Consider the following 24527-nt stretch of genomic DNA (forward strand, 5'->3'; position numbering starts at 1 on the left):
TTCGCGTAACCGGGAGTTCGGTCATGGTGCAATTCGCCGCCAACCTGACGATGCTCTACAATGAGCATCCCTTTCTCGACCGATTCGCCGCGGCGGCCGATGCCGGCTTCCGTGGGGTCGAGTACCTGTTCCCCTATGATTTCCCCGCCGACGCGCTGGCCGAGAAGCTGCGCCGACATGGGCTGACCCAGGTCCTGCACAACCTGCCGGCCGGCAACTGGGGCGGTGGGGAGCGCGGCATCGCCATCATGCCCGACCGCGTGCAGGAATTCCGCGACGGCGTCGCCCGCGCCATCGACTATGCCGGCACGCTGGGCTGCAAACAGGTCAACTGCCTCGTCGGCATCCTGCCCCAAGGGAACGCCGGGGGTGGCGACGCCGCCGCGGCCGAAAGCACGCTGGTCGGCAACCTCGCCTATGCCGCCGACGCGTTGGCCGGCGCCGGGATCAAGCTGCTGGTCGAGCCGATCAACACCCGCGACATCCCCGGCTTCTACCTGACCCGCACGAAACAGGCGCTGGACCTGATCGACAAGGTCGGCTCCAACAATCTGTACGTGCAGTACGACATCTACCACATGCAGATCATGGAAGGCGATCTGGCCCGCACGATCGAGGCCAACCTCGCCCGCATCGCTCATGTTCAGCTGGCCGACAATCCCGGCCGCAATGAGCCCGGCACCGGCGAGATCAATTATCCCTTCCTGTTCAAGCATCTGGACGCCATCGGCTACCGCGGCTGGGTCGGCTGCGAATACAAGCCGAAAACGACGACGAACGAGGGGCTCGGCTGGTTCGCCCCCTACAAGACCGAACCGGCGCACGTCTGAGACGCCCCCAAATCACGCGAGAAAGGACCACAGTCATGAAGGTCGGATTCATCGGTCTCGGCATCATGGGCACCCCGATGGCGGGGCACCTGCTGGACGCCGGTCATACGCTCTACGTCCACGACATCAAGCCGGTCCCGGCCGAGCTGACGTCCAAGGGCGCCATCCCCTGCCCGAGCGGCGCGGAGGTCGCGGCGGCGGCCGAGGTCATCATCACCATGGTGCCCGACACACCCCATGTCGGCGCCGCCCTGTTCGGCGAGAACGGCGTCGCCGCCGGCCTGTCGTCGGGCAAGATCGTGGTCGACATGTCCTCGATCTCGCCGATCGAGACCAAGGAATACGCCAAGCGCATCAATGACCTGGGCTGCGCCTATCTCGACGCCCCGGTGTCGGGCGGCGAGGTCGGGGCCAAGGCCGCCTCGCTGACCATCATGGTCGGCGGCCCGCAGGACGCCTTCGACACGGTCAAGCCGCTGTTCGACAAGATGGGCAAGAACGTCACGCTGGTCGGCGGCAACGGCGACGGCCAGACCACCAAGGTCGCCAACCAGATCATCGTCGCGCTGACCATCGAGGCGGTGGCGGAAGCCCTGCTGTTCGCGTCGAAGGCCGGCGCCGATCCGGCCAAGGTCCGTCAGGCGCTGATGGGCGGCTTCGCCTCCTCTCGCATCCTGGAGGTCCATGGCGAGCGGATGATCAACCGCAACTTCGCCCCCGGCTTCCGCATCGAGCTGCACCAGAAGGACCTGAACCTGGCGCTGAGCGGCGCCAAGGCGCTGAACCTGTCGCTGCCGCACACCGCCAGCTGCCAGCAGCTGTTCAACGCCTGCGCAGCGCAGGGCGGCTCGGCCTGGGACCACTCCGGCATGCTCCGCGCGCTGGAACTGTTGGCCGGGCACGAGGTTGGGTCGAAGTAAGGGATTGGGGCGCCGTCAACGGATGGCGCCCCACCCAAACCATTGGCCCACCTCTCATTTGTGTGCATTCTACCCGCCCCGCACCCCACGACGCCCGAGCGACCATGACCACCACCGCCACGAATGCCGACGCCCTGCTCCATGACCTGTTCCAGGCGGCCCTCACCGCGGTGACCGCCGAGACCCGGCTGCCGGCGGCCCTGCCGCAGCCGCCGAAGGGCCGCACGGTGGTCATCGGCGCCGGCAAGGCGGCGGCGGCCATGGCGAAGACGGTGGAGGACCATTGGCCGGGGCCGCTGACCGGCCTCGTCGTCACCCGCTACGACCACGACCTGCCGACCGAGCGGATCGAGGTGGTGCAGGCCAGCCACCCGGTGCCCGACGACGCCGGGCAGGAGGCCGCCCGCCGCATCGTCGACATGGTGCAGGGGCTGACCGCCGACGATCTCGTGCTCTGCCTGATCTCCGGCGGCGGCTCCGCCCTGCTGGCCCTGCCGGCGCCCGGCATCACGCTGGAGGATAAGCGCGCCGTCGCCAAGGCGCTGCTGAAGAGCGGTGCCGACATCGGCGAGATGAACTGCGTGCGCAAGCACCTGTCGGCGGTAAAGGGCGGCCGGCTCGCCGCCATGGCCCACCCGGCCCGCGTCGTCTCGCTGCTGGTTTCCGACGTGCCGGGCGACGACCCGTCGGTAATCGCCAGCGGCCCGACCGTCCCCGACCCGACCAGCTTCGCCGACGCCCGCGCCATCCTGGCGAAATACGGCATCACCCCGCCGCCCGCCGTCGCCGCCTTCCTGGAGGCCGCCGGGGACGAGACGCCGAAGCCCGGCGACCCCCGGCTGTCCGGCGCCGAGACCACAATCATCGCCACCCCGCAGGACGCGCTGGAAGCCGCTGCAGCCCTGGCCCGCGACCGCGGCTACATCCCGGTCATCCTCGGCGACGCCATCGAGGGCGAATCGCGCGAGGTCGCCAAGGTCCATGCCGGCATCGCCCGGCAGGTCGTCCGCCATGGCCAGCCGGCCCCGGTTCCCGCCGTGATCCTGTCCGGCGGCGAGACCACGGTGACGGTGCGCGGCCAGGGCCGCGGCGGCCGCAACGTCGAGTTCCTGCTGGCGCTGGCGGTGGCGTTGGACGGCCAGCCCGGCATCTGGGCCGCCGCCTTCGACACCGACGGCATCGACGGGACGGAGGACAATGCCGGCGCCATCCTGCGTCCCGACACGCTGGCCCGCGCCGAGGAGATGGGTCTCGACGCCAAGGCCTTCCTCGCCAACAACGACGGCTACAGCTTCTTCAAGGCGCTGGGCGATCTGGTCATCACCGGCCCGACGCGGACCAACGTCAACGACTTCAGGGTGATCGTGATAGACCCGAGCTGACGGCACGAGGGGACGGTGCAAGCGTCAGCGTCGACAGCACCGTCCGCCCCCGGGCGTTCTCGATACGCAGGCGGAGCGCCCTGACCGGCCGTTCGATTCCCCAATAGGACGCCTCGGCCAGCAGCAGGATGACCAGAAGGTTGATCGGAAAGGAACCGGACCAGCCATCGTTCAGCCGATGCAGGAAATAGGTCTGCCAGATATAGAGGCTGTACGACACCAGCCCGATATGCACCATGATCCTGCCGTTCAGGATGGCATGGGTCCTGCTTTTCGGGTTCCGCAAAAGCCAGGTCATGAAAAACACGATGCAGGCCCCATCGACCGCCTGCCCGACCGACAGGGTGTAATAATTCCCAAAGGCACTGGCCAGCAAGCCGGAGACCAGGACAGGGACCACGGGCAACAGCCAAACCGCCCTGGTGGCCCAGCGATAAACGCGCTCGAAAAGCGGCATTCCCATCGTCAAGGCCGCCAGACATCCGAACATCAGCGCATCCATCCGGCAGATCGATAGAACGCCGACGCGGCGTTCCAGGAAACTGCTATGGGCGAAGACGAACAGCCCCATCCGCGATGCGGTCGCCACGACGATCAGGACGATGGCAAGGAGGATGGCGGTCCCCCGGCCGCGCCGCAGGGCGGCGGACAGCGCCAGAGGCCAAAGCAGATAGAATTGTTCCTCGACGCTCAGCGACCAGACATGCTCGAACGGCCAGGCATCCGCCCAAGGCGAAACATTCTGGAGAAACGTGGCGGCGCTGACGATGCTTCCCGCGCTCACGCCAATCCCAGTGTATGACTCGAGCAGGGCAACGGACAAAATATATACGTAGAGAACAGGAACAATTCGAATCGCTCGGCGCCAATAGAAAGCACCAATCCTGATTTCCCCATATTCTTCATGTTCCGCAAGTAGCATGCGGGTTATGATAAAACCGCTGACCACGAAGAACAGAAAAACGCCAAGAACCCCATTTGAAAACACGAAAGACAGCGGATTATTGAAAATCCACATATCGGAAGAGTGCACCAAATGATTTGAAATCACCAAAATAATCGCGACAGCTCGCAACCCATCCAGACAAGGAGTTCTTGAATTTTCCCGCAAATCAATCCTCCGCACCCTTTAATTATCAAGAATTAATCTGAACACTAATGAATTCCGTTGTTTGTAACGGCAGAGATTCGGCGTGGAAATATCAGGATTCCCTCCGGGAATCCATGAAATCAGGAAAAGAACAACCCACAGCCCGTCACGTCACAAAGCCGTCCCGATGGAAATGGAAAGCAGCCCCGGCCCCCGTCCTACAGCGAGAAGGTCGCCACCACCGGCGCGTGGTAGCTGACGGGCGAGGGCTCGTCGGCGTGGTCGACCTCGTCGGTCAGATCCTCGTTGTGGATGGCGATGTCGCGCAGCCGTTCGGTCAGGCGCGGCGAGGTCATCAGATGGTCCAGCAGCACCGCCGTGCCGGCATGCAGCACGGTGTAGCGCCGCTCCTCCGGGATCGCCTCCTCCAGCGGCTCCAGCACGCGGCCGGCCAGTTCGGGGTTGCCGGTGAAGTCGGAGGCGGCGCGGATGATGCGGACCGCGGTCTGCTCCAGGTCGGCGTTGCAGTCGCCGGCCACCACGATCAGCGCGTCGGGATCGGCGTCGAACAGCCGGTCCACCGCCATCCGAGTCTCCAGCGCCTGCCCCGCCCGCTTGATCGAGGCGAGATAGAAGCCCTCCGCCCAGCCGGACGCCGTCTTCCAGGTCTGGGCGCCGGCCTTCTGCCCCGGCACCGGCGCGGCGATGGGCGCGCGCAGATGCAGGTCGAAGACATGCAGGATGCGGCCATCCGGCATCTCCACCTCGGCATGCAGCAGCGGCCGGTCCCAGCCGACCTCCGTCTCCGTGTCCGCCGCCGGGTCGGCGGTGGCGAGGCGCACGCGGGCCGGCGGCACCAGATGATGGCGCAGCAGCCGCGCCGCCCGGATCGGCCAGCGGCTGACGATCACCGGGTTGTGGCGGTCGGCCGGCGACGGGGCGTCGCCTGCGGTGACATGGTAATCGGCATAGCGCGTGCCCTCCAGCAGGCGGGCCAGCGCGCGCAGGGTCCGCGGCTCGCTCTTCACCGGATGCTGGGCGTCGACCTCCTGCAGGCAGAGGATGTCTGCCTCCAGCCGCTCCAACTGCGGGCGCAGCGTGGCGATCCGCGCCTCGAAGGGCGGCTCGTCGGCATCGTCGTCCAGGTTTTCCAGGTTGAAGGTGGCGATCCGGAACAGCGTGTCGGCCATGAAGGGCTCCGCGGAAGGACGGCGGGTGTCGGCGGCGCAGCCCATAGCTGGCGAAACGCCGCCGGTCGAGCTTATCAGAACAGCTCGACGTCGCCTTCGATCCGCGACTTGCGCAGATGCTCGATGTAGGACGATTCGTTGCGGGCGATGTCGTGCAGTGTCTCGTCGCCGATCAGCCGGCGCTGGCTGCGCCCCGTGGTGGGGAAGAAGCGCACGGCGCGCGGGCTGGCGCCGCCGACGTCCCAACTGACGGTGGGGATCCCCTCCGTCGCCAGATACTCCATCACGAATTCGACGTTGCGCTGGCCGATGTTCGCGGTGCGCAGCGTGGTCAGGTTGACGTTGGCCCCGCCGAACAGCTTGGCGCGCAGCCGGTCGCGCCGGCCGGTGACGGTCAGCAGCCGGTTGATCAGCTGCTCCATCGCCGTCGCGCCATAGCGCGACGACAGCGACAGCGTGTCGCCCCCGGCGTCGGGCAGCAGGAAATGGTTCATCCCGCCGATCTCCGCCACCGGATCATACAGGCAGGCGGCGACACAGGAGCCCAGCGTGGTGGTGATGACGACGTTCGGGTCATCCGTGACGACGCAGCCGCCGACGACGATGTTGACGACCTCCGCCCCCAGCCGCCGGTCGTGATAGCGGTTGGCGGCGACGTCCTGACGTTCCAGCCGGCGGCGCAGGACGTTGCGCGCGGTAGAGGTGCAGGAACGGTCTGTCATCATCGGATCTGGGGTTCTCTCTGCCGGGTGTGCACGGATATGGGTCGGCCGGGACGGCGATCAATCCGTTGCAGGCCGCTTGAGGCCGATTCAACTTTGATCTGCATTTTAGCGAAGGCGCTATCTTCCCGCCTATGACCTATGTCAGTCAATAGGTGGAAACCCACCGCTCCAGAATCTCGCCCTGCAACCGGCCGGCACCGGCGGCCCAGGCGCGCGCCTCCGCAGGTGTCGCGGTCACCCGGCGGTCGAGCGCGGCATCCATCGCCGCCCGGCGGGCGGGGTCGGCGATGAACAGGACGAAGCCCAGCCTCCGGCCGCTGGCCGCCGTCAGCAGCCCGGCCAGCCCCTTGACGTAGGCCAGCGTGCCCGATTTGGCATGGACGCCGGGGGGCAGCGCCTTGCCGTCCTCCTCCCCCGGCAGCAGGTCCCACAGGGCGGGTCCGCCGGCCCGCAGCAGCGCCGCCATCTGCCGCGGCGTGGCGCGCGACCCGGTGCCCAGCCCGGAATGGTTGGCCAGCCGCAGACCGTTCCAGCTACCGTTCCAGTTCACCGCCCCGATCGGCTGCCGAGTCAACCAGCGCTGCAGCAGCCCCGCCGACCGGTCCAGGGTGGTGGCTGACGGCGCCAGCCGGCTCGACGCCGCCAGCCCGATCACCTCGGCCGACAAATTGTTGGAATGGCGCAGCAGGCCGCGCGCCAGCTCCGCCAGCGGCAGGCTGTCCAGCACCGCCAGAGCAGCCGCCCCGGATGGCGCCCCAGCCGCTCCGCTTCCGACAACGGGCGCCGGCAGGGCGATGCCGGCATCGGCGGCCAGCCGGCGGAACAGGGTGGCGGCGGCCAGTCCCGGCCGCGCCACCGGCACCCAGGCGGCCCCCGCGTCGCCGGAGGAGGGTGGCGCCATCAGCCAGCGATCCACCCCGTCCGGCAGCAGCGGAAAGCCTCCACCGGCGGCCAACGGCCGGACCGTGACGCTGTCCAGCGGCTGCCGCCCGGCATCGGCCACCGTCAGCGCGTCCGGCCCGGCAGGAGTGCCGCCGCGCCGCCAGCTCAGCAGAGCCCGGTTGTAGTTCAGCGACAGCGCCCCGACCCCGGTGTTGTAGGGCGCGGCCCAGGGCTGTCCCGAATCGATCTCCGCCAGTTCGGGCAGCAGCGCGGTGTCGTACAGGAACCGCCCCTCCACCCGCCGCAAACCGGCGGCGCCAAGCGCGCCCAACAGCTGCAGCAGCCCTTCGGTCGCCAGGGCCGGATCGCCGCCGCCCTGCAGGATCAGGTCGCCGCGCAACACCCCACCCTCCAGCGGCCCGGTCCCCAGCAGGCGGGTGGCGAAGCGATGGTCCGGCCCCAGCAGCGCCAGCGCCGCCGCCACCGTCGGCAGCTTCGCCACCGACGCCGGGATGAAGGCGGTGTCCGCCGCCCGCTCCTCCAGCGCCCGGCCACTGTCGGGATCGAACAGGAAATACCCGAGCGAACCACTTTCTAAACCATTGGTGGTTTTCGACTGCCCTGCCGCCCAGGCCCCGCCACCCGGCAGGGCCAGCGCCCCGAACAGGCCGAGGAACGGGCGGCGGCCGAGCAATGGCCGCGGCGACGGCCGCGACCGGTTGGAGTCCGATTGTTGGCTGGCGGTCAAGGTCAGGGTCTTTCCGCTTCTGATGTTAAGGTTCATAAAGTATTTTGGTGAAAAATCGCTGGAAATAGCGGATGGGGACGTAGCCGGACACCATGCCGGATCGGGGCATGGTCAAGGGGGGACGCTATGGCGATGTCCAAACGGCGCGAAGCGCGCTTCGAGGTGGTGGTCGAACAGGGCGGCAAGCCTAACATCGACGGCGTCTTCGACGACGAGAAGTCGGCGACGGAACGCGCCAACTTCCTGTTGCGCCTTGCCAAGTTCCCGGTGGTGCGCGTGGTGAAGGTCACCGGCACCGGACGGGAGGAGACGATCTTCCAGAAGTCCTCCTCCGGCGGCGCCAAGCTGACGACCATTTCGCCGATCGAGAGTGCCAACCTCTGCACCGACGTGCTGCAGGTCTTCTCCTTCGACAGCCGGATGACCCTGCTGCGATTGCTGCGCGGTTACTGGGACGACCAGGGCGTCATTCCGTCGGAGCAGCTTCACCGCTACTATCCGTTGCGCTACTTCGAGCGCGAGGCGCTGCTGTTCAACCCCTCGATCAGCCGGCTCGCCACCCTCCAGGCGCCGATGCTGGGGTTGAAGCCGCATGAGCGCTACGACCAGCTCAGCCGCCTGTTCGCAGCGCTGAAGGATCTCGCCCAAAAATCGGAGACGCTGGCCCCCTTCGACCAGGCGCTGATGCGCGGCGGGGTTTCCAGCCTACTGCTGGCCGCCGTCGACCGCCCGGTGGAGGAGCGCGACCGCATCGTCACCCATGCCTTCGGCACCCTGTTGGAACCGCACCGCGAATGGGGGGCCAAGCTGACCGCCGTCCTGCGCCTGCACCAGGAGGAGGACGGCGAGAGCACCCGGCTGGTCGACGAATTCGCGGCGGAGATCGTCGACGGGCGGGAGCCGATCCGCGCCCTGATCGGCTATTCGCCCGACCTCGCCTCCGCCATCCTGGCGCTGCTGGCGGCGCTGCGCGGCGACCTGGACGACCGGCTGCCCCACACCGAACCGCTTCTGGCCCTGTCCAACACCCTGGCCTCCGACGGGACGGGGCTCGGCTTCGCCCGGACGCGCGAGGCGCTGCTGCATCGCGTCCGCGGCGGGCTGGACGGGCTGACCCCGCTGACCCGCACCGGGGCGGCCAGCGATGCCCGCGCCTTCTCCGCCATCGTCGACGGCATGATCGCCTTCGACGGCTATATGGGCGGCCCGGCGATGGCGGAATCGCTGACCCGCCGCGGCAAGACCGTCTGGGCGGCCGGCGGCAGCGACCTGCCCTTCGAAGAGACGATGATGCGGCTGGCTGGCCGCTTCAACACGGCGGCGGGGCGGCTCGGCTACCTGCTCGACCTCGGCGCCAGCCCCTACGGCCACAAGAAGATCAGCGTCGTCATCCAGCGCGTCGCCGACGAGTTCAATCGGGTGAAGTCCGCGGCGGAACTGGCCGCCCCCGGCGCATCCATCCAGGAGGTGCGCGAAGGGCTGGGCCGCCGCCTGCGCGCCGCCGGCATCCCGCGGGCGCTGGCGGACGGGCTGATCGCCAAGATCGCCACCATCCCCGACGACCGGCGCGTGTCGGTGACCGACAGCGGCATTGTGGCGGGCCAGCGCCTGCCAGCCCCGCCAATCGCCCGGCCGACGGACATGACCGTCGACATGCAGGCTCCGCCGGCGCCGGCCCCCCGCCTGACGCTCAGCTACCAGGGCCGGACGGTGGCTCTGCGCGATGCGGGCGAAGACGTCGTGATCGGCCGTTCCGCCGACTGCGGGATCGTGCTCGACCATGCCTCCGCCTCGCGCCGGCATGCGGTGGTGCGGCTGCGCGACGGCGCCTTCACGCTGGAGGATCTCAGCCGCAACGGCACCCGTCTGGTGCCGCAGGACGGCGAGCAGCGGCTGCTGAAGCTGGGCGACGTGGCGCCGCTGTCCGGCCGGGGGGAGATCGTCATCGGCTCCCTCGACCTCGGCGAACATCCGGCGCGCATCGCCTGGGATTTGGCGGGACGCTGAACCGCCGTTCAGTCGCCGGCGCAGGCTTCGGCCACCAGCCGGGACTCCGAAGCCCGGTCATCCAGCATCGCCACCGCCCACACCGCAAGACCGCCCAGCGCCAGCGCGGCACCGACCCAGCCGGTGGAGGTCCAGCCCCACCCCGCCGCGATCGCCATGCCGCCCAGCCAGGGGCCCAGCGCGTTGGCGGCGTTGAAGGCGCTGTGGTTCAGCGCGGCGGCCAGCGTCTGCGCATCCTCCGCCACATCCATCAGCCGGGCCTGCAGGGGCGTGCCCAGCCCGCCGCCGCAGCCGATCATGAAGACGACCACCGACACCAGCCAGACATTGCCGGCGGCGAAGGGATAGAGCGCCAGCGACCCGGCGCTCCACAGCAGGATGACGGCGACGGTCGGCATCAGGGCGCGGTCGGCGGCCCAGGCGCTGACCAGCGTGCCGACGGTCATGCCGGCTCCGAACACCGCCAGCACCACCGGCACCGCCGCCGGCGACACCTGCGTCACCTCCATCAGGGTCGAGGCGACATAGGTGTAGACGGCGAACATGCCGCCGAAGCCGATGGCGCCGATGCCCAGCGTCAGCCAAACCTGCCGCCGCTTCAGCGCCCCCAGCTCCCGCAGCGGGCTGGATTCCGGGTGCGGCCGGTCATTGGGGGCGAAGATCCAGACCAGCAGCACCGTCAGCAGGGCGAGCAACCCGACGACGCCGAAGCCCCAGCGCCAGCCCAGCACCTGCCCGATCCAGTTGGCCATCGGCACGCCGACGATGGTCGCCACCGTCAGCCCCAGCATGGTCCGCGCCACTGCCTGCGCCCGGCGCTGCGGCGGCACCAGCGAGGCGGCGACCAGGGCCGCGACGCCGAAATAGGCGCCGTGCGGCAGCCCGCTCAGGAAGCGGAAGACCAGCATCCAGCCATAGGAGGGCGAAAAGGCGCTGGCCACGTTGGCGGCGGCGAAGACCGCCATCAGCCCGATCAGCAGGGTCCGCCGCGCGATCCGCGCCGCCAGCACCGCGATCACCGGCGCCCCCACCACCACGCCCAGCGCATAGGCGCTGATGACGTGTCCGGCGGTCGGCTCGTCGATGCCCAGGCCCTGGGCGAAATAGGGCAGCAGGCTCATCGTCGCGAATTCGGTCGTTCCGATGGCGAAACCGCCCATGGCGAGCGCCAGCAGCACCAGCCCGGGATGGGCCGAGGCCAGCTGTGCCCCGGCACGCATGTCGCCGTTATGGCCGGCAGAAGCCATGGTCGTTACTCCGCTGTCGCGCAGGATGGGGACGGGAAAGGCCCGGCGGCAGGGAGGGACGGAAAGCGACCGGGACGAGGTCAGGATATTTGCCGGACCCCCGCTGAGGCAATCCGCCGCAGGCCGTCATTTCCGCAGGTGCGAGATGAGCGGCAGGCATGGCTGGCGGCCATTTCTTCCCGACCGAGCGGCCGGCCCGGGCCGCTCGCCATCACCATTTACGCCACTGCCGCCATCGGCGTCAGGCCGCGCGTCAGGCGCTCCACCTCGCGGTCGAACGCCTCCTGATCGGCCTCGGACAGGTCGAACTTCACATGCAGCCGGTCGCGCTCGCTGGACTTGATCCGGGCGGTCAGCGGGCGGGCCACCCCGTCGATGCGCAGGGTCATCGCCCGGCCGGTCACGCCGCCGATCAACTGGTCCGGCACGCCGGTCAGCATGGCGCCACCCGCCGACAGGTTGGCGATGGTGGCGCGCATCGGGGCGGCGCCGGCCCCCTCCAGCACGCAGCCGACCGACAGGGCGAAGCGCGGGCGCTGGCGGCGGTCGACATCGGCGGTGGCGGTGCGGACGACGCGGATCAGCACATTGCGCAGGGCGTCGATGCCGCCGGCCACGTCGACGGCGACCGTCCGCACCTCTCCGGCGCGGCTCTGGGTCGCGTCGGCCTCGGCGGAGACACGGCCGATGCGCACCGACACCTCCTTCGCCGCGTCGCTGGTCTGGCTGACGGAGCGGGCGATCTCCTGGGTCGCCGCCGCCTGCTCCTCCACCGCGGCGGCGATGGAGGACGAGATTCCAGCCACCTCGTCGATGGTTTCCGACACCTCGCCGACGGCGCCGACTGCCGATGCCGTCACCGATTCCACCTCGGCGATCAGCGAGCCGATCTCCTCGGTCGACCGCGCGGTCTGGCTGGCGAGGTTCTTCACCTCGTTCGCCACGACGGCGAATCCGCGCCCGGCCTCGCCGGCCCGCGCCGCCTCGATGGTGGCGTTCAGCGCCAAAAGGTTGGTCTGGCTGGCGATGTCGCCGATCAGCAGGGCGACCGCGCCGATCCGCTCGACCGAGGCCGATAGCCGTTCGATGGTGGACCGCGCCAGCCCGGCCCGTTCCACCGCGCGGCCGGTCACCCGCGTGGCGGCGGACACCTGCATGCCGATGTCGCCGATGGAGGCCGACAGCTCCTCCGTCGCGGCGGCGACGGTCTCGGCATTGCTCAGCGCCTGCTGGGCGGCGGCGGCGACGTTCTGGGCATTGTCGCTGACCTGCACCGCTGATTCCGCCATGGCGCCGGCATTGCTGCTCATGCGGCTGGTGCGTTCGGCCACATGGTCGACGGCGACGCGGGTCTCGCGCTCCACCTTCTCCGCCATCGACTCCAGCGCCTGGCGCCGCTCCTCCTCGGCGCGGCGGCGGGTCTCCTCCTGCGCGACGCGCAGGCGCGCATTCTCCTGCGCGCCCTCCTGGAACACGCGGACGGTGTCGGCCATGTGACCGATCTCGTCCCGGCGCTCGGTCAGGCCGACCTCGACCTCCAGGTTGCCGCCGGCCAGCGCCACCATGGCGCGGCGCAGCCGCTCCATCGGGCGGATCATCGCCGCTTCCAGGAAGACGACGCAGATCGCCGCCATCAGCAGGATGGCCAGCCCGGCGCCGATCAGGGTCCGGCGCAGCCCGTCCGCCGACTCGCGCACTGCCTCGATGTCCGCGGTCAGTTCCGTCAGCCGGTCCGAACTGACGGCGACCACGCTGGCGCCCAGCGCCTCCAGGCTGTCGCCCATCGAGTCGGCGACCTGATCGAACTGGGCCATGATCGGGTTGCCGGCCGCCGGGCCGCCATCGACATAGGCCTGCGCCATGCGCCGGCCCATCTCGTAATAGGGGCCGAAGGCCTTGTGGGTGCGCTCGATCTCCGCCACCACCTGCGGCAGCTTCAGCGACCGCGCCAGTTCGGTGGCCTTGGCCGTGTGCTCCGCGAACCGGCGGGCGTAATCCGCCGCCTTTTCCGGCCCGTCGTTCATCCCGTCCAGCCCGCGGGTGGCCGACACGTCGGTCAGCCACTGCTGCGTCTGCGCCACGTCGAACCGGATCTCGCCAACCAGCGACACCAGGGGAATGATGCTGCCGACCACCTCGTGCGTCTCGCGCTGGACGTCGGACAGGCGATCGGTCTGCCGCCCCATGTCGCGCATGGTGAGGACCGAGGACAGGCCGACCGCGGCGAAGACGAACACCGCGACCGCCACAACCTTCGCCCGGATCGAGATGACGTGGAGAATGTTGCCGGCTGCGATCATGTTTGAAGACTTCATTTGTTAAGAGTACGAATGATCGGCGTCGGCCGACCACCACGCACTCTAGACCTTCCAAATCATTTCGTCATCGGAAACACTGGAAATCCCAAAAATCTGCGACCGCAGGTCGCTGTTTTCCTTGGGAAATTACTTCACCGTCCGCGAGAAACAAAGCAATCGCCGGCAAGATGTTTCATGTCCTCATACCGTCGCATGTTCGGCTTCGCTGCCGGCCGCCGGTTGGCTATGGGACGACAGCGCCTCCAGCGTGGCATCGGCGACGGGGCCGAGCGCTTCGGCCAGCGGATCGCCGACGGGGCAGCCGCCAAGGCTCTGCACCCGCTGTTCCAGCAGCGAGGCCAGACGGCTGAGCCGCACGGCGCCGATGTTGGCCGCGGTTCCCTTCAGCGTGTGGGCCATACGGACCAGGGGCGCCCCTCCCGGTCCGGCCCCATCGCGAATTGCGGCCACGCTGTCGTCCACTGTCCGCCGGAAGGCCGCCACCGTCTGGATCCAGGCCTCGTCGCCGATCACCGAGCGCAGCGAGTCGGCCTGCTGGGCATCCAGCAGCGGCGCCGTGCGCCAATGCTCCGGGTCCCTGGCGCCGGGCGACGGGGCGCTGGGCGACGGCGCGGAGGATGGCGCGGGTGGCGGGACGGGCGGCGGCAGGGTGGCGGTCCGCGCCGGGGAGGACTGCTCCGGCTCCCCTTGCGGCGGCGCAGTGTGGTCCGGTCCGGCGCCCGCCCCAGCCTCCGCCGCCCGCGGCGCGGCGGCCGTCCTCAGCACGTCATACAGGTCGGCCGACACGATGGGCTTCGTCAGATAGGCGGTCATGCCGGCGGCGAGATATTCGGCGCGGTGGCTGGGCATGACGTTGCCGGTCAGCGCGACGATCGGCAGGCGGGACACCTCGCCCGGCATGGCACGGATGTGCCGGGTGGCGGTGACGCCGTCCATCACCGGCATCTGCACGTCCATCAGGACGAGGTCGAAGCCGCCCTCCTCCACCAGCCGCACCGCCTGCAGCCCGTCCTCCACCGCGGTCACGCGATGGCCGGCGCGGCGCAGCATGGTGACGACGATGTCGCGGTTGATCTCGTTGTCCTCGGCCACCAGCACATGCAGGCTCGCCGACGCTGCCGACGGCAACGGGGTCGCCCCGCCCTCCGCCGGCACCGCTTCCGGCCCGCAGGGCACGGAGAGCACGCCGGCCGATGGATCGGCGGCGGGTTCGCAGCGGACGGTGAACCAGAAGGTGCTGCCCTTGCCCTCGGCGCTGGTCACGCCGATTTGCCCGCCCATCAGCGTCACCAGTTCGCGGCTGATCGCCAGCCCCAGGCCGGTGCCGCCGAAGCGCCGGGTGGTGGAGCTGTCGGCCTGGGTGAAGCGGCGGAACAGGGTCGGCTGCACGTCCTCCGGGATGCCGATCCCGGTGTCGGCCACCTCGAACCGCAGGAAGAAGGTGCCGTCCGCCGACAACTCCCCCTCCTGCCCGACCCGCACGGCGACGCCGCCGCGGTGGGTGAATTTCAGCGCGTTGCCGACCAGATTGACCAGCACCTGCCGGATGCGGCGCAGGTCGGCGCGCACACGGTCGGGCACGGCGGGCGCCACCTCCCGCGTCAGGATCAGGCCGCGCCCGCAGGCGGCCGGCTCCAGCAGGTCGATGCTGTCGCCCAGCACGGCGCGCAGTTCGAAATCGACCGGCTCGACCTCCGCCTTGCCGGCCTCCAGCTTGGACAGGTCGAGGATGTCGTCGATGATCTGCAGCAGCGCGTTGCCCGACCGGTTGGCGACGTCCAGCAACTGGCGCTGGTCGTCGTTCAGGTTCGGCCCGTCCACCAGGGCCAGCGCGCCCAGAACCCCGTTCATCGGCGTGCGGATCTCGTGGCTCATCGTCGCCAGGAACTCGCCCTTGGCGCGGTTGGCCTGATCGGCCGCCTCCTTGGCGCGGCGCAGGCTGGCCTCGATCTCGCGCTGGGCGGTGACGTCGCGCAGGGCACCGGTGACATAGCGGCGGTCGCCCTCGCGCCAGCCGGCCAGCGTCACCTCCAGCGGGAACTCGCTGCCGTCCTTGCGGCGGCCGGTCAGCTCCCGCACTTCCGACCGCGGGACCGCGGCGTCGCTCCCGCGGTAGGTGGCCAGCAGCCCGTCATGCACCGCGCCGACCGCGCTCGGCATCAGCCGGGTCATCGGCCCGCCCACCACGTCGGCGGCGCGGTAGCCGAACAGCCGCTCCGCCGCGCGGTTGAAGGCGTCGACGGTCCCATGCTCGTCGATGGTGACGATCGGCTGGCCGACCGCCTCGAACATGGCGCGATAGCGCGCTTCGCTGGAGGCCAGCCGGTTGGCGGCCATCTCCCGCTCGGTGACGTCGGTGGCGGAGCCGCGATAGCCGCGGAAATGGCCGTCCTGGTCGAAGATCGGACGGCCGCTGACGCTGAAATAGCGCAAGCCCGCCGCCGTCATCACCCGGTAGCGGAAATTGCGGAACGGCTCCCGCCGCTCCATCAACTGGCGGTGCCGCTCCCACCTGGCGGCATCCCCCGGCTCGCGCAGGGCGACATCCTCCCGCCGCAATCCGATGGGCAGCGTGCCGTTGGCGACGTGCGGCACCAGCGGCCCGGCCAGATGGGAGAATCGCAGGTCGGCGTCCATCTCCCAGAACCAGTCGGAGGCGGTCTCCGCCTGATCGCGGAAGCGTTCCTCGCTCTGGGCCAACCGGCGGGCCAGTGCGGCGAGCCGCGCCGTCTGCCGCGTCGCCAGCAGCGCCATGCCGACCAGCACGAGGCTGCAGGCCGCCGCCGCCAGCAGATAGAGCCGCTGCCGCGTTCTGGTGTCGGCCAGGAAGGACGCCTCGTCGAAGGCGGCGATGACGATCAGCGGATAGGCCGTCAGGGTCCGGAAGGACTGGAGGCGCGGAATGCCGTCGATCACGCTGGCGACGCGCATGAACCCGGTGGGCTGGCGGCGCGCCATCAGCAGAACCGGCGATTCGCCGACATCCCGGCCGACGATGCGGTCGTTCATCTGCAAACGGGCGCGCAGGATGCCGTCGGTGCCGATGATCGCCACCGCCCCGTTGGGGCCGACGTCCAGCTCCTCCAGCGAGCGGCTGAAATAGAAGGGGTCGATCGACGCGACCAGCACCCCGGCGAAGCTTCCGTCGCTGTTTTCGACGCGCCGCGTCAGCTGGATCGACCATTTGCCGGACGCCCGGCCGAACACCGGCTTGCCGATGAACAGCCCGGCATTCGGGTTGTTGACGTGGACGCGGAAATGCTCGCGGTCGGCCAGATGGACACGGGCCGGCGCATCCTCCACGCTGGTGTGGATGAGGTCGCCATGCCCGTCGATCACCGCCAGCTGGAGCAGGATGCCCGAGCGCTCCACCGCCTGGCGCAGCATGCGGGTCAGGCCGGAGTTCCAGCTGTCGCCATGCTCGTGGAAGTCGTCGATCAGGAACAGCAGGATCTGGTCGGCTTCGGCCATGGTCCGGGTCGCCTGCTCGGCGACGACGCGGGCGAGGTTGCCGCTGTCGCGCTCCGCCCGCGCCATCGCCTCTGCATTGTCGTAATGGGCGAGCGCCAGGGCGGTCGCCCATAGCCCGGCGGCGATCACCAGGGTCGCCGTCCAGATGGCGGCGATGAAGCCTTGCAGATGAAAGCGCCCGCCCATCAGCGCCGCTCTCCCGCATCGTCCGCGTGCCGCGGACCGCCCGCGGCGAGTGCCGCCACCCCGCGCGCCAGCCGCGGCAGATCGACCGGCAGCGGCAGCAGCAGGTCGGCCGGACCGCCGGCCTCGGCCCCCAGCCCCGCGGAAGCAGGGCCCGCCGCGGCGTAGAGGACGCAGGGCAGATCCGCCCGCAGCGCTTTCAGGCGGCCGGCCAGCGCCTTGCCCGCCGGAAGCGCGCTCAGTCCCGGCCCGATCACCACCGCATCGAAGAAGCCCGGCTCGTCGGTGACGACCTCCAGCGCTTCGCGGAGATCCTCGCAGACCGAAACCTCGAACCCCTGCCGCTCCAGCCCGGCCTGGAACCGGTCGCCGGACGCCGGATCGGCATCCACCACCAGGATCTTGTATGTCGGCGCGACGAGGTGCCGCGCCGGGGCTTTCGCCACGCGCGGGAAGGACGCCGCCGGAGCCGGGAACTGGGACTGAGCCGGCGATGCGGCGGGGATGTAGAGCCGCACCGCCATGCCCTCCGCCGGGTGGGTCAGCAGGCTGAGGCCGCCGTCGTGGCGCCGCGCCGTCTGCAGGGCCGCCGGCCAATGGGCGTCCTCCTTCCCGGCCGTCTGGCCACGGCGGTAGCAGCTGCGGGCGGCCAGCAGGGGATCGGCCAGCCCCGCCAGAACCTCGTCCGCCAGCGGCGGGCCGTCGACCCGCAGTTCGAACAGGGCGTGCGGACCCGGCAGCGGCGTCAGCAGCGGGCGGACGGTCCAGCCGGCCGCGGCGGCATCGGCATCCGGATCGTCCGCGTCCGCCGGGAAGAAGGCGCGCAGGCAGAGCCGGGCGTCGCCGCCCCTGCCGGTGGCGGCGAGGATCTCCACCGCCAGTCCGGCCAGCGTCCGCGCCAGCAGGCCGGCGTTGCAGATGGGATCGGGCGTACCGGCGTCATGACGGATGGAAAGGCTGCCCGGCGGCGCCGGCACCGAGCGCAGGAGCGTCGCGGCCTCGTCCAGGACCATCCCGGCCAGTTCGGGCTTCAGATTGACCGGCTCCGTCCTGGCTTCCGCCACCAGCCGGCGGAGGCCGGAGCGGGTGCGGTCGACGGCGGCGACGACCCGGCCCGCATAGTTGGCCTGGGCCGAGCCCTCCGGCAGGTCGCAGACGAGGAAGTCGGCATAGCCGGCAACCGCGCCCAGCGCGTTGTTCATGTCATGGACGATGGCGCCGGCAAGGTCGGCCCGGGCATCCATCGCCGCGATCTGCTGGCTGCGCAGCCGCTGGTTGGCCTGTCGGCCGCATTCCCGCAGCGCCTCCTGAAGTGCCTCATGAAGTGCCGCAATCGCGGCGGAGCTATCCGCCACCGGCACGTCCGGCCTGTCGGCCGATGCGGAGGGAGCCGGTGCGGGATGGGCCTGCGGCCTTTCGTCTCCGACCGCAAGGCGGCGCGCGCTCCGGATCGACAGAAGCGCCAGCCCGCCCGCCGCACCGCTGCCGGCCGCCATCAGGGGAAGCAGCCAGGGCAACGCCTCGCGCAGGGGGTCGAGCGCGGAGAGCAGAAGCACCGCCGCTCCGGCCAGCGCGGCGAGCGCGGGCGCCGGCGCCGCCATGCCGCTGCCGGAAACGCCGGCCGAAACCGCCGGAACGGTTCGGGCCGCGAGCGGGCCGGACAGGGAATGGTCGGATGGGCTCATCAGCGACTCGGGTTGCAGCGACTCGGAATGCGGCCGTATTGCGGTTGCGTCCGCCCCTGCGGCGCCGGACGGAGATGGACGACCGGAGCAGCGGAGCGAACAGGAGGTGACCATAGCAGAAAGGATGGGATCATGCTGCTGGGACCACCCCTATGCCGCCCCCTATGCGACCCTCCATACCACCATGCCGCTCATCCACCGCAGCCCGTACGGGCGGCGGGTCAGGTCGACGCTTCGTTCAGGCTGCGCGACAGCAGGCCGGCCTGCTGGGCGCGGCGCACGGCGTCGGTGCGGTTGCGTGCCCCCAGCTTCCGCAGGATGCGGCGGGTGTGCAGCTTGACCGTCACCTCCTGAAGGCTGAGGTGCCGCCCGATCTCCTTGTTGGTGGCACCGGTGGCGAGCATCGACAGCACCTGCTGTTCCCGCTCGGTCAGGGGGGACGACGGCGCCCCCTCCCCCTCCGGGGACGGTCCATCGCCCTCCTCCGCCTCATCGATGTCGAGCGACAGGTCGGTCATGTGCATCAGGTCGAGCGCCACGCATTTCGGCACGAAGCTGCCGCCGTCCGCCACCAGACGCAGGGCCTGGGCCAGGATGCGGCGCGGCGTGGTCTTCGGCAGGAAGGCTTCGGCGCCGCAGCGCAGCACCTCCAGCGCGGTCAGCGCATCCTCCGCCCCGGTCACGACGGCGACCGGCCCCTGGACCCCCGACCGGCGCAGCACGCTGATCGGATCGCTCTCCTCCGCGCCCGGCATGCGCCAGTCGAGGACGATGAGGTCGTACCGGAAGACCGCGGCGGGGGCGTCGTCGTCCGGATTCCGCAAGACGGGCAGTTCCAATAACGAACCGATGCAGCCGACCTCCGCATCCGGCCATGCCTGACGGATCGACAGCTCGAGCGCGTCCCGGAACAGGGGATGGTCGTCTGCCACCAAGATCTTCATCAACCAGCCTCCGCCGCCCTCGGCCAACACTCGTCAAACGGTATCAACACTCCCTGTTATGCCGGCCGAAATCTTAAGTTTTCGTGGCTTTGCCGTATTTCACGTTGGTCATAGTCCGCCGCCGCGTCCGGCGCGGTTATTTTCCCGGTCGCGGGATAATATCCCCACTATCCCATTTCCCGCCTCCGCTATCCCAGACACAGCGGGTGCGCGCGCCGGTGGACGTCTATGGTGAGGCTTAGCGAATTCCATCCGGCACAACCCGCCGGCGTGCGGCGGAAGACGGAAGCGGCGACCATGGACATGACCCTTTACGAGCTGCGGCCCAAACCCGCTCCCAAACCCGCTCCCGCCGCCGCTTCCGCCGGTTCCGTCCTGCTGGTCGACGACGATCCCGATTTCCGCGAGATGGCGCGCATCGCCTTCCTCCGCGCCGGCTACCGCGTGCTGGAGGCGGAGAACGGCAATGCCGCGCTGGCCATCATGGCCGTCCATCCGGTCGATCTGGTGGTGACCGACATCATCATGCCGGAGGCTGACGGGTACGAGGTGATCCTGCGGCTGAAGGAGCAGAAATCGCGCCCGCCCCTGATCGCGGTGACCGGCGGCAGCCTGCGCCTGCGGATGGAACTGCCGGGGATGGCCCGGCTGCTGGGCGCCGAGGCGGCGTTCGAGAAACCAATCGATCTGAAGGCCCTGCTCGCCGAAGCCGGCCGGCTGATCGACGCCCGCAAGGCGGCAGAGGGCGAGAGTGCCGAACACAAGACCGGCGAACATAAGACCGGGAAACACGAGGCGGAGACCGCAGGGTGAACATCCTCATCGTCGATGACGACCGCACCAACCTGTTCATCATGGCCGCCATCGTCCGCCGGCTGGACGATGTCGACCCGGTCACGATGGAAAGCCCGCTCGACGCCGTCGAGTGGCTGCGCGGGAACGAGCCCGACCTGATCCTTCTGGACCAGATGATGCCGGACATGGACGGCATGGAGCTGCTGCGCCACATCCGCGACGATGCGCGGCTGGACACTGTCCCGGTGGTGATGGTCACCGCCAACACGGCGGTCGACATCCGCGTGCGGGCGCTGGACGAGGGCTGCAACGATTTCCTGACCAAGCCGGTCGTCGTGCCGGAGGTGCAGGCGCGGCTGCGCAACCTGCTGGCCCTGCGCCAGAGCCGCGCCCTGCTGCGCGACCGCGCCGCCCTGCTGGCCAACGAGGTGGAGCGGGTGACCGCCGCCCTCCAGCGCCAGGGGGAGGAACTGGTCAACCGCCTGTCGCGCGCCTCCGAATACCGCGACCCCGAAACCGGCGCCCATATCGAGCGGATGGCGCTCTATTCCCGGCTGATCGCCGAAGCGGCCGGCTGCGGCGCCGCCTATGCCCAGGAGCTGAAGAAGGCGGCGCCGATGCACGACATCGGCAAGATCGGCATTCCCGACATGATCCTGCTGAAGCCGGGACGGCTGACCGCCGAAGAGATGACGCTGATGCGCCAGCATGCCGCCATGGGTCATCGCATCCTGGCCAACAGCGACATCCCGCTCCTGCGTCTGGCGGCGGAAATCGCGCTCAGCCACCATGAGAAATTTGACGGCAGCGGCTATCCCAACGGCGCGGCCGGGACCGCGATCCCGCTGTCCGGCCGCATCGTAGCCATCGCCGACGTGTTCGACGCCCTGACCTCCACCCGCCCCTACAAGCGGTCATGGACGCTGGAGGAGGCGCGCGCCTACATGGTCCAGAACCGTGGCCGGCATTTCGACCCGTCCCTGCTCGACGCCTTCCTGTCGCGCTGGGACGAGGTCTGCAGGATCCACCACGAGAACGCCGACGAACTGCCGCATCCGGTCCCGCTCGACGTCTGAGCCGAAGGCCGCCCTCAGTTGACGATGCGCCAGGTGCCGTCGGGCTGGAGACAGGCGGTGCCGTAGACCGGCTGCGACCGGCCGCCGACCATGGCGCGGCTCTGGTATTCGCGGCATTGCTGACCACTGCGCGAATAATAGACCGGACCGGCCGGGTCGACGCCGACCGCGGCCGGCGGCGGCTCGTAGTAACGGACGGGCGGCGGAGGCGCATAGACGACCGGCGGCGGCGCGTAATACTGCACCACCGGCGGGGGCGGGGCATAATAATGGTAGGGGCGGTAATAGCCGTAGCCTGGGAAAACCGGCCCAATGCCGATGCCGACCGACACCGACGTGCGCGCCTGCGCCGCTCCCGGAACCGACATCACCGCAGCGGCGGCGACGGCCGCCAGCATCACAGCACCCAGGGCGACCGCCCTCCGCACCGTCTTCATCATCTGTCTCCCGCCACGACGCGAGGCCGCGGTCCCGCCAGTCGCGTGGCTCCGGCAGGCATCATACACCTGTCCCGCGGCGCATCACAGGGGCTGCGCGCGGGACTCCGTCGAGGGCGGTATGCAGGACGATCAGATGTCGAGCGGCAGATTGTCGGGGTCGAAGCCCAGCTGCTCCACGATGGCACGGGCGAGCGGGATGCTGGTCTCGAACCGCCATTCGGCCATGCCGGGGCGGTATTCCGACACATTGGGCCGGCCATTGGCGAAGCGGCGCGGGTGCAGCTCGTACCAATAGATGTCGCTCAGCGACACGCCCTGTTCCTGCGCATAGACTTCGGCGATGCGGGGCCAATCATTCACGGCCGGCTGGGGCGACCCGGCCGCTTTGGCAATGTCGGTCTGTTCCAGGAAGGCGACGATGCGCTTCCCCTCGCGCTCGAAATCGGCGACCCGGATGGTGACGGGCTGCTTTCCTTCACGCTGATAGGTCCACTCGCGGTTCTTCTCGACCAAGGCCTTGTCCACGGCAAATGCTCCGGTTTACTCCTGCAAAGGCTAACCGACAGGCCCGCCTTAATCCAACTGTTCCGTTGCCTTTCCCAAACGGGCATGAGCCCTCGGGCCCCGCGCCGCCCGGCACGGCGGATCAAAGGTTACCAAAGCACGCCGCTTTTTCTTTGTACACGGGAATGTGACGCCCGGCCTGCGCCGGGCGCCTCGTCGCTCCTCTCCCTCAGTATCCGCCGTCAATATCCGCCATCAATATCCGAGCGTCATGCCGTCGGGGTTGCGCGGGTCGGAATAGCCGTACAGCCCGTCGTCGCGCAGCTGGATGGTCTGGGTGCGGCCCATCGTCGGCTTCACCGCCACCTTGTGGCCCATCCCTTCCAGCAGACGCACGGTGTCGGGGCTGAGCCCCTTCTCCACCCGCAGTTCGTCGGGGGTCCACTGGTGATGGACGCGCGGCAGGGCGGCGGCCTCGGCCGGGTTCATGTTGAAGTCGATGTGGTCGATCACCGTCTCCATCGTGGTGGTGATGATGCGGCTGCCGCCGGGGCTGCCGGTGACCAGCCAGGGCTTGCCGTCCTTCAGCACGATGGTCGGCGACATCGAGCTGAGCGGCCGCTTGTAGGGCTGGACGGCGTTGGCGTCGCCGCCGACCAGACCGAAGGCGTTGGGAACGCCCGGCTTGGCCGAGAAATCGTCCATCTCGTTGTTCAGCAGGATGCCGGTGCCCTCGGCGACGATGCCGCTGCCGAAGTTGAGGTTCAGCGTGTAGGTGGTGCTGACCACATTGCCCTGGCTGTCCGCCACCGAGAAATGGGTGGTCTGGTCGCTCTCGTAGGGGGCCGGCTTGCCGGGCTTGATGCTGCTGGCCGGGGTCGCCTTCTCCGGATCGATCTTCGCCGCCAGCTCGTCGGCGTATTTGCGCGAGGTCAGGCCCTTCACCGGCACCTTGGTGAAGTCGGGATCGCCCAGATATTCGGAACGGTCGGCATAGGCGAGCTTCATCGCCTCCGCCATCAGGTGGATCGCCTTGGCGCTGTCGGGGCCGTAGTCCTTCAGCGGCCAGCGCTCCAGGATGTTCAGCATCTGGATGATGTGCGTCCCGCCGGAGCTGGGCGGCGGCATCGACTTGACCGTATAGCCGCGGTAGGTGCCGCTGACCGGCTCGCGCTCCACCACCTTGTAGGCCTTCAAGTCCTCCTTGGTGATGTAGCCGCCGTGTTTGGCCATCTCCGCCGCGATCTTCTCGGCGATGGCGCCTTCATAGAAGGCCTTCGCCCCCTGCTGGGCGATCATCTCCAGCGAGTTGGCGAGGTCGGGGTTGGCCAGCGTCTCGCCGGCGGTCAGCGGCCTACCGTCCTTGAAGAAGATGGATTTGGTGGCGTCCCACGCCGCCAGATGGTCGCGCTCGACCTCTAGCAGGCCGGCCAGCTGCGGGGTGACGGTGTAGCCCTCGCGCGCCAGCTTGATCGCCGGAGCCATCACGTCGGCCAGCTTCATCGTGCCGTATTTTTCCAGCGCATGGGCCAGCCCGGCGACGGTGCCGGGGATGCCGACCGCCAGATGAGTGTAGAGCGAGCGGTCGGGGACCACCTTGCCCTGCTGGTCGAGATACATGTCGCGGAAGGCCTTGGCCGGGGCCATCTCGCGGAAGTCGATGGCGACGTCCTTGCCGCTCTTGGCATCATGGACGACCATGAAGCCGCCGCCGCCGACATTGCCGGCGTTCGGCAGCACCACCGCCAGGGCGAAGCCGACGGCCACCGCCGCATCGACCGCGTTGCCGCCGCGCTTCAGGATGTCGACGCCGATCTCGGTCGCCAGCCGGTGTTCGGAGGCGACCATCCCGTTCTGGCCGCGGACGGGATAGAAGATGTCGTAGCCGATGTCGTAGCGGACCGAGGCCGGTGCGGAGGTGGCCTTCTGGGCGAGCGCCGGCACCGGCAGCACGAGTGCCGAACCGACGCAGAGCGCCGCCAACGCCGCAACGGCGGAACGGGATCGAATAGCGGGGAACCACATGCGGTGAATCTCCTGAGCGGGACGTCAGGTCGGGGGCCGCAGCCCGGGGGAAGGCAGGATGTCAC

General features: G+C 69.4%; 18 protein-coding genes. 6 read left to right on the forward strand and 12 right to left on the reverse strand.

What is annotated here, in order from left to right; all coding sequences use genetic code 11:
* From hyi to M5E06_RS27865, 3 genes are all read left to right on the forward strand, one after another.
* Nucleotides 1–830: hydroxypyruvate isomerase (gene hyi / locus M5E06_RS27855; protein WP_502802016.1), on the forward strand; the 830-nt coding region annotated here is incomplete at its 5' end.
* Between the two features lie 35 nt (nucleotides 831–865).
* Nucleotides 866–1750: a 2-hydroxy-3-oxopropionate reductase gene (gene glxR, locus M5E06_RS27860; protein WP_252141042.1), complete on the forward strand. Its 885-nt coding sequence runs from the start codon at nucleotides 866–868 to the stop codon at nucleotides 1748–1750.
* Between the two features lie 104 nt (nucleotides 1751–1854).
* Nucleotides 1855–3132 carry a glycerate kinase type-2 family protein gene (locus M5E06_RS27865; protein ID WP_252141043.1) on the forward strand — a complete coding sequence of 426 codons (1278 nt, stop codon included), beginning with the start codon at nucleotides 1855–1857 and terminating at the stop codon, nucleotides 3130–3132.
* Here M5E06_RS27865 and M5E06_RS27870 read toward each other — a convergent pair.
* The 4 genes from M5E06_RS27870 to M5E06_RS27885 all read right to left on the reverse strand — a co-directional run bounded on the left by M5E06_RS27870 (nucleotide 3104) and on the right by M5E06_RS27885 (nucleotide 7767).
* A complete protein-coding gene (locus tag M5E06_RS27870) occupies nucleotides 3104–4243 on the reverse strand; it encodes an acyltransferase family protein (RefSeq protein WP_252141044.1) in 1140 nt (379 codons plus the stop codon). The two genes, M5E06_RS27865 and M5E06_RS27870, sit on opposite strands and share 29 nt — an antisense overlap.
* A gap of 197 nt (nucleotides 4244–4440) precedes the next feature.
* A complete protein-coding gene (locus M5E06_RS27875; protein ID WP_252141045.1) occupies nucleotides 4441–5412 on the reverse strand; it encodes an endonuclease/exonuclease/phosphatase family protein in 972 nt (323 codons plus the stop codon).
* A 74-nt stretch (nucleotides 5413–5486) separates the two neighbouring features.
* Nucleotides 5487–6137, reverse strand: a complete 651-nt coding sequence (locus tag M5E06_RS27880) for a chemotaxis protein (RefSeq protein ID WP_109154659.1) — start codon at nucleotides 6135–6137, stop codon at nucleotides 5487–5489.
* A gap of 145 nt (nucleotides 6138–6282) precedes the next feature.
* Nucleotides 6283–7767, reverse strand: coding sequence for a D-alanyl-D-alanine carboxypeptidase (locus tag M5E06_RS27885; RefSeq protein WP_252141046.1), 1485 nt, complete (start codon nucleotides 7765–7767; stop codon nucleotides 6283–6285).
* A 126-nt stretch (nucleotides 7768–7893) separates the two neighbouring features.
* On the opposite strand from M5E06_RS27885, the gene M5E06_RS27890 reads away from it, so the two are divergent.
* The gene (locus M5E06_RS27890) at nucleotides 7894–9774 is read left to right on the forward strand and encodes an FHA domain-containing protein (protein ID WP_252141047.1); all 1881 of its coding nucleotides are present in this window, start codon (nucleotides 7894–7896) and stop codon (nucleotides 9772–9774) included.
* An 8-nt stretch (nucleotides 9775–9782) separates the two neighbouring features.
* On the opposite strand, the gene M5E06_RS27895 is transcribed toward M5E06_RS27890, so the two are convergent.
* The 5 genes from M5E06_RS27895 to M5E06_RS27915 form a co-directional block, all read right to left on the reverse strand.
* Nucleotides 9783–11021, reverse strand: coding sequence for an MFS transporter (locus M5E06_RS27895; RefSeq protein WP_109154662.1), 1239 nt, complete (start codon nucleotides 11019–11021; stop codon nucleotides 9783–9785).
* Between the two features lie 218 nt (nucleotides 11022–11239).
* The gene (locus M5E06_RS27900) at nucleotides 11240–13321 is read right to left on the reverse strand and encodes a methyl-accepting chemotaxis protein (RefSeq protein ID WP_252141048.1); all 2082 of its coding nucleotides are present in this window, start codon (nucleotides 13319–13321) and stop codon (nucleotides 11240–11242) included.
* 198 nt (nucleotides 13322–13519) lie between these two features.
* A complete protein-coding gene (locus M5E06_RS27905) occupies nucleotides 13520–16996 on the reverse strand; it encodes a PAS domain S-box protein (protein ID WP_252141049.1) in 3477 nt (1158 codons plus the stop codon).
* Nucleotides 16996–18678: a hybrid sensor histidine kinase/response regulator gene (locus M5E06_RS27910; RefSeq protein WP_252141050.1), complete on the reverse strand. Its 1683-nt coding sequence runs from the start codon at nucleotides 18676–18678 to the stop codon at nucleotides 16996–16998. The genes M5E06_RS27905 and M5E06_RS27910 overlap by 1 nt, the downstream gene beginning before the upstream one ends.
* A 221-nt stretch (nucleotides 18679–18899) precedes the next feature.
* Entirely contained in the window at nucleotides 18900–19622 is a 723-nt protein-coding gene (locus M5E06_RS27915; protein ID WP_252141051.1) for a response regulator transcription factor, read from the reverse strand.
* Nucleotides 19623–19919: 297 nt separating this feature from the next.
* Between M5E06_RS27915 and M5E06_RS27920 the strand changes: the two genes are divergently transcribed.
* Nucleotides 19920–20435 carry a response regulator gene (locus M5E06_RS27920; RefSeq protein ID WP_252141052.1) on the forward strand — a complete coding sequence of 172 codons (516 nt, stop codon included), beginning with the start codon at nucleotides 19920–19922 and terminating at the stop codon, nucleotides 20433–20435.
* Nucleotides 20432–21493 (forward strand): HD-GYP domain-containing protein, encoded by a 1062-nt coding sequence (locus M5E06_RS35925; RefSeq protein WP_252141053.1) that lies wholly within the window; start codon nucleotides 20432–20434, stop codon nucleotides 21491–21493. Before M5E06_RS27920 ends, M5E06_RS35925 begins: the two co-directional genes overlap by 4 nt.
* Nucleotides 21494–21507: 14 nt before the next feature.
* Here M5E06_RS35925 and M5E06_RS27930 read toward each other — a convergent pair whose 3' ends face one another.
* From M5E06_RS27930 to ggt, 3 genes are all read right to left on the reverse strand, one after another.
* Nucleotides 21508–21933, reverse strand: a complete 426-nt coding sequence (locus M5E06_RS27930; protein WP_252141054.1) for an RT0821/Lpp0805 family surface protein — start codon at nucleotides 21931–21933, stop codon at nucleotides 21508–21510.
* A 129-nt stretch (nucleotides 21934–22062) separates the two neighbouring features.
* Nucleotides 22063–22458, reverse strand: coding sequence for a hypothetical protein (locus M5E06_RS27935; protein WP_109153679.1), 396 nt, complete (start codon nucleotides 22456–22458; stop codon nucleotides 22063–22065).
* Between the two features lie 234 nt (nucleotides 22459–22692).
* Complete coding sequence (gene ggt, locus M5E06_RS27940) at nucleotides 22693–24462, reverse strand: gamma-glutamyltransferase (protein ID WP_109153680.1); 1770 nt, start codon at nucleotides 24460–24462, stop codon at nucleotides 22693–22695.
* Nucleotides 24463–24527 lie beyond the last annotated feature (65 nt).

Source organism: Azospirillum sp. A1-3, from assembly GCF_023806445.1.
Taxonomy (GTDB): domain Bacteria; phylum Pseudomonadota; class Alphaproteobacteria; order Azospirillales; family Azospirillaceae; genus Azospirillum.